Origin of the sequence: Flavobacterium sp., assembly GCF_032153895.1 — a bacterium.
In the GTDB taxonomy this organism is placed as follows: domain Bacteria; phylum Bacteroidota; class Bacteroidia; order Flavobacteriales; family Flavobacteriaceae; genus Flavobacterium.
Genome location: NZ_JALDYN010000056.1, coordinates 1 through 4,596 on the forward strand (window position 1 = coordinate 1; position 4,596 = coordinate 4,596).

5 protein-coding genes are annotated in these 4,596 nt (G+C 39.1%); 2 read left to right on the plus strand and 3 right to left on the minus strand.

Features of this window, described 5'->3' with window-relative positions; genetic code table 11:
• Positions 1–44: 44 nt before the first annotated feature.
• Together RUH60_RS11465 and RUH60_RS11470 are read right to left on the minus strand one after the other, a co-directional pair.
• On the minus strand, positions 45–983 hold the full coding sequence (locus RUH60_RS11465; RefSeq protein ID WP_313808429.1) for a mevalonate kinase: 939 nt from the start codon (positions 981–983) through the stop codon (positions 45–47).
• 50 nt (positions 984–1,033) lie between these two features.
• The gene (locus RUH60_RS11470) at positions 1,034–2,119 is read right to left on the minus strand and encodes a diphosphomevalonate decarboxylase (RefSeq protein ID WP_313808431.1); all 1,086 of its coding nucleotides are present in this window, start codon (positions 2,117–2,119) and stop codon (positions 1,034–1,036) included.
• A gap of 99 nt (positions 2,120–2,218) precedes the next feature.
• Between RUH60_RS11470 and RUH60_RS11475 the strand changes: the two genes are divergently transcribed.
• Positions 2,219–2,698: a TspO/MBR family protein gene (locus tag RUH60_RS11475; protein ID WP_313808433.1), complete on the plus strand. Its 480-nt coding sequence runs from the start codon at positions 2,219–2,221 to the stop codon at positions 2,696–2,698.
• Positions 2,699–2,832: 134 nt separating this feature from the next.
• Complete coding sequence (locus RUH60_RS11480; protein WP_313808435.1) at positions 2,833–3,360, plus strand: hypothetical protein; 528 nt, start codon at positions 2,833–2,835, stop codon at positions 3,358–3,360.
• Between the two features lies 1 nt (position 3,361).
• On the opposite strand, the gene RUH60_RS11485 is transcribed toward RUH60_RS11480, so the two are convergent.
• Complete coding sequence (locus RUH60_RS11485; protein ID WP_313808437.1) at positions 3,362–4,579, minus strand: NAD(P)/FAD-dependent oxidoreductase; 1,218 nt, start codon at positions 4,577–4,579, stop codon at positions 3,362–3,364.
• Positions 4,580–4,596: the final 17 nt, after the last annotated feature.

A 4,596-nucleotide genomic window follows, 5' to 3' on the forward strand; every position in this document is an offset into this window, starting at 1 on the left:
CATGATTTTTAAGAAGTTTTAGGTTAAGAGTTTAAAGTTATTTCTTAAAACTGATACACCACTTCCAATTTGTAATCTTTTAACGATTGTTTAGCTTTTTCAAGGTCTTGCGTAAAACCGAGAATATAACCGCCACCGCCAGAACCACACAATTTCAAATAATAATCGTTGGTATCGATTCCTTTTTGCCAAACCTGATGGAATTGCTCCGGAATCATCGGTTTAAAGTTATTCAACACCACTTTTGACAGTTTTTTGGTGTTGCTAAAAAGAGATTTCATATCGCCGTGCAGGAAGTTTTCCACACAGGCATCGGTATATTTAATGAATTGGGATTTCAGCATTTTGCGGAATCCTTCTTCTTTCAAATTCTCCATAAAGATGTTTACCATTGGAGCCGTTTCGCCTACAATTCCTGAATCAATCAAGAACACCGCTCCTTTCCCTAAAGCACTTTGGGATGGAATTCCCGTCGGTTCGATATTGTCTTTGGAATTGATTAAAATCGGTAAACTCAAATAACTATTCAACGGATCTAAACCAGAACTTTTCCCATGGAAAAATGATTCCATTTGCGAAAAAATTGCTTTTAACTGCAACAATTTCTCACGTGTCAAATTCTCTAAAACCGTAATTTTATGGTTGGCATATTTATCGTAAATCGCCGCTACCAAAGCACCGCTACTCCCTACTCCATAACCTTGCGGAATACTGGAATCAAAGTACATACCGCGCTCTACATCCGCTTTCAGAACCTCTAAATTAAAAGTAACCAACTCGGGTTGTTCGGTTTGTAAATCGCCTAAATACGACACAAATTTTTTCAAACTTGCATTGGATTTTACCGCTTCTTCCGATGGATTTTCATCAACTTTCAAAGCGCCATTGTAAAAATTATAAGGAATCGACAAACCTTTGGAATCTTTGATGATTCCGTATTCTCCGAAAAGCAGAATTTTTGAGTAAAAAAGCGGTCCTTTCATTTTTTGCTTTGGTTTTTATTTGGGATTTACAAAGTAAATGTACTAAAAAATCAATTATATTTTACAGCGCCATTGCCAATTTCGTCACAAATGTACTGACCATTCTGACAATAGCCAACTAATTCGGTTTTAATAAATTGCAAAACATCTTCTTTTACCATTTCAGGATACAAAACATGTACGTTTGCGCCGGCATCTAACGTGAAACAAACCGGAATTTGCGTCTCGTTTCGGAATTTCCAGATTCGGTTGATAATTTCCAGCGTATTCGGTTTCATCAGAATGAAATACGGCATCGAAGTCATCATCATCGCGTGTAAAATCAAGGCTTCGCTTTCGGTAATTTTGATGAATTCTTCCAAATCACCATTCTCTAAAACGGTTTTTATAGTGGATAAATTGCGATGTGCCTGAGCAAAGCGTTGTTCGGCAAACGGATGACCAAAAATCAAATCGTGCCCCACCGAACTCGACACTTGTTTTTCGCCTTTATCGACTAACAAAATCGTGTCCTGATAGTTTTTAAAATTTGGATGAACTGCTGATGTGAATTCCACGCCGAACAAATCTGAACTTCCTGCAATATCTTTATGCTCTCCGAAAACTACGATTTCGCCTTTAATGCTTCGGCACGCACTTCCTGAACCTAAACGCGCTAAAAACGAAGCTTTTTGATTGAAATACTCTTCCGAAATTGTTGGATTCAAAGTTTTCTCCAAACTCATCACATTCATTGCCAAAGCCGCCATACCGGAAGCTGAAGACGCAATTCCTGAGCTGTGTGGAAAGGTGTTTTCGGTATCAATTGTAAAATGAAAATCTTTAAGATACGGACAATAGGTTTCGATTCGTTCAAAGAATTTGATGATTTTCGGCTTGAATTCTTCTTTGGGCTGTCCTTCAAACAACAAATCGAACGAGAAAGTGCCGTCGTTTTGTTTTTTGGCAAACGACAATTTGGTGATGGTTTTACAATTATTCAGCGTAAAACTGATGGATGGATTCGCCGGAATTTGCTTTTCCTTTTTTCCCCAATATTTCACCAAAGCGATGTTACTGGGCGCACTCCACTGAAAACTACCGTTTTCTACTTGTAAATTATATTCGTTTTGGATAAAATCCTTGTCCGATACCATACCTGAAAAATTTACGCAAAGATACTATTTTAGACGGTTTGATTTTCTTCCGATAAAGATTCTCGAAAATTTTCTATTTTTGAAAAGAGAAACGAATTTATGAACCAAAAAATTACAAAAGTTCTGATGGTAGTCGCCACTTGTTTGTGCATCGGCTATTTTTCAGGAATTATTACGCGTCAAAGTATAACCGACTGGTATCCGACGTTAGAAAAACCGTTCTTCAATCCACCCAACTGGATTTTCGCTCCGGTTTGGACTACCTTGTACATTTTGATGGGTGTTGCTGCCGGTCTGGTTTGGAACAAAATGGATTCCGACCGGATTAATGTTCGAAAAGGTTTGCAGTTTTTCGCAATTCAGTTAGGGTTGAATTTTTTATGGTCGTATCTTTTCTTCGGTTTACACAATCCGTTATTGGCTTTGGCCGAACTGATTTTACTATGGCTGATGATTTTCGAGACGTATGTAATCTTCAAAAGAGTGGACAAATTTGCCGGAATATTAATGCTTCCTTATTTAGCTTGGGTAAGTTTTGCCGGAATACTCAACGCAGCGATTTTTTGGCTCAACAAATAGCATTCATCGATTTTTTACCCGTTTCATCCAAAACAAAATCCTTACAACTCATTCATTACAAATATTTTAGGTAACTTTATACAATGCCTTTCATAGTAGAAAGCACCAAATGTATAACCTTTAAAATTTAGTTTATGAGCGCAGTACTTGTTGTGATTATTGGTCTGATTGGCGTTTTATTGGGCTACATCATTGGAAAATCGGGAGGTTTTGGTAAAAATGGCTTAGCCGATTTGGTTACCGAACTCGACCACAAAAAACAAAGAATCAACGAATTGGAATTGGAACTCAACAGTTTCAAATCAAAAAATGATTCCAGCAGTCATATTTTAGGCTTCACATCAAACGAACCGATTCATGCTGATTTTGATTCCGAACTGGCTTCTTCTGTAATTGGAAAAAAAGTAGAAGAAAACGACTTGAAAGTCATCGAAGGCATCGGCCCTAAAATTGAAGAATTGTTCAAATCGTCCGGCATCATGAGCTGGAAGCGCTTATCAGAAACTTCCGTAGACCGTTGCAATGAAATTCTGATGAAAGCAGGCGATCGTTTCGCGTTTCACAATCCGACAACCTGGCCGCGTCAGGCGCGTTTAGCCTATGAAGGCAAATGGCGTGATTTAAAAGTTTGGCAAGATTCTCTAGTTGGCGGTATCGAATGATTTAAGCCTCAGTAATTGCTTTAGCCACTAAAAAACCACCCGTCCAGGCATTCTGAAAATTGAAGCCGCCGGTTATGGCATCTATGTTTAGAATTTCCCCAGCGAAATACAAGTTCTCGTGCAATTTGCTTTCCATGGTTTTGAAGTTGATTTCTTTTAAATCGATGCCGCCAGCTGTTACAAATTCTTCCTTAAAAGTACTTTTCCCGTTGACCTGAAATTGACCGTTGGTAAGTTGATTCGTTAAATCCGACAATTGCTTTTTGGATAAATCCGCCCATTTGGTTTCGGCTGAAATTCCGGACGCAATGAGCAAACTTTCCCACAAACGCTTCGGAAATTCAAATGGACAAAATTTCACAACTAGCTTCTTCGCATTTTCTTCTTTTAATTCCTTCAGATTGTCCAATGCCGATTCGAAATCGGTTTCGTTGAGCCAATTAACCTGCAATACAAACTGATACTTTTTATCCGCCAATTCTCGCGCTCCCCAAGCCGATAATCGCAAAATGCCGGGGCCGCTCATGCCCCAATGCGTAATCAGCAATGGTCCGGAAGCTTTTAATTTTGAATCTTTAATTTTAACCGAAGCCAAAGCGGAAACACCCATCAGGTCTTTGATACGAGCATCTTTTATATTGAAGGTGAAAAGCGACGGAACCGGCTCAATGATCGAATGTCCTAATGAAGTCATCATTTCCCACATTTTCGGATTACTTCCGGTGGTCATCACCAATTTATCACACTTGAAACTTTGCTGATTGGTTTCCACTTTCCAATAAGCATCTCCTTTAAAAATGGATTGCACACTTTGACCGATTAACACTTCGATTCCCAATTTCTTTGCGGCTGTTAAAAAACAATCGATGATGGTTTGAGAACTGTCGGAAATGGGAAACATGCGCCCATCTTCTTCGATTTTCAGTTCTACACCGTGTTTTTCAAACCATTCAATCGTGTCGCCAGAACAAAACTGATGAAACGGTCCTTTCAGTTCCTTTTCGCCTCTCGGATAAAATTTCACCAATTCGTTCGGAACAAAACAAGCGTGCGTTACGTTACAGCGTCCGCCACCGGAAATTTTCACTTTGGTTAAAACTTCCTTGCCGCGTTCGAGTATTGCAATTTTAAGTGTCGGATTGTTTTCCGCGATGTTGATGGCTGTAAAAAAACCTGCCGCGCCACCGCCAACAATCAGTATGTCGTAGTTTGAAATCATAAACGGTCTGGAAAATC